Source organism: Periweissella ghanensis (assembly GCF_918814755.1).
GTDB lineage: Bacteria > Bacillota > Bacilli > Lactobacillales > Lactobacillaceae > Periweissella > Periweissella ghanensis.
On the sequence record NZ_CAKKNT010000056.1, the window covers coordinates 1 to 1,066 of the forward strand.

The 1,066-nt window shown below is 42.6% G+C and carries 1 protein-coding gene; it reads left to right on the top strand.

The window, feature by feature from the left end; genetic code table 11:
* Positions 1–58: 58 nt before the first annotated feature.
* Positions 59–1,066 (top strand): phage tail protein (locus LQZ76_RS09895; RefSeq protein ID WP_432443421.1); only part of this gene is annotated, 1,008 nt, incomplete at its 3' end.

Here is a 1,066-nt window from a genome sequence, read left to right on the forward strand (position 1 = left end):
TGTATGGTCAGGCATGGTTGGATTTTTTCAAGGCATTTGGTCCAGCATATCCGCCGGAGTGAGTGCAACTGTTACATTCTTTCAGACAACTTGGCAAGGATTTATTACTTTTTTCCAAGGTATATGGGCAGGCGTTGCTCCTTACTTTTCGGCTGCATGGCAGGCTCTTGTAGTTATCGTCCAAGGTATTGTTACAATTCTTTCAGGAATTTGGCAAGGCTACGTGACAGCGGCAACTGCTATTTGGAATGGTATGGTAAGTGTTGCAACAGGGATTTGGAACTTGCTTAAAGCTGTAGTACTCGGACCAATCTTATTATTAGTTGATTTATTAACTGGTAATTGGTCAAAGATGAAAAGTGATGCAACATTGATCTGGAATAGTATCAAGGGTGCTTTAGGTCAAATTGTTGGCGGAATTGTAACGGCAGTAACTGGATATTTCAGAGGAATGGGCCAAGCTATTGGTTCAATTTGGAATGGGATTAAAGCGGCCGCATCAGCCGTTTGGGGTGGTATTAAGTCTGTTATCTCTACTTTGGTGACTGGGGTAGTTAACATTGCCAAAACTGTTTGGAATGGTGGTAAGGCTGCTATTTCAGCAATTTGGAATGGTATCCGTGCAGCTGCTTCAGCTGTCTGGGGTGGAATTAAATCAACGATTTCCAGTTTAGCGAACGGGGCAATTAATGGGGTCCGTGCAGCTTGGAGTGGCGCCGTTGGCCTTGCTTCTGGAATATGGAATGGAGTTAAATCAGCAGTTAAAGGTGCAATGCACTTTGATTTATTAGGTGCAGGTCGAGCTATCATGAATTCGTTTTTAAGCGGTTTGAAGGCAGCGTGGGGAGCTGTAAAAAGTTTCGTTGGTGGAATTGGTGATTGGATTCGAGACCACAAGGGACCAATCAGTTATGACCGTCGATTATTGATTCCAGCTGGTAAAGCTATTATGGAAGGTTTTGGCAGTTCATTGAATAACAATTTTGAATATGTTAAACGTTCAGTTTCATCATACGCTGGTCAGATTGCAGATCAATTTGGACATCAAGAATATGAAGCTAATGCT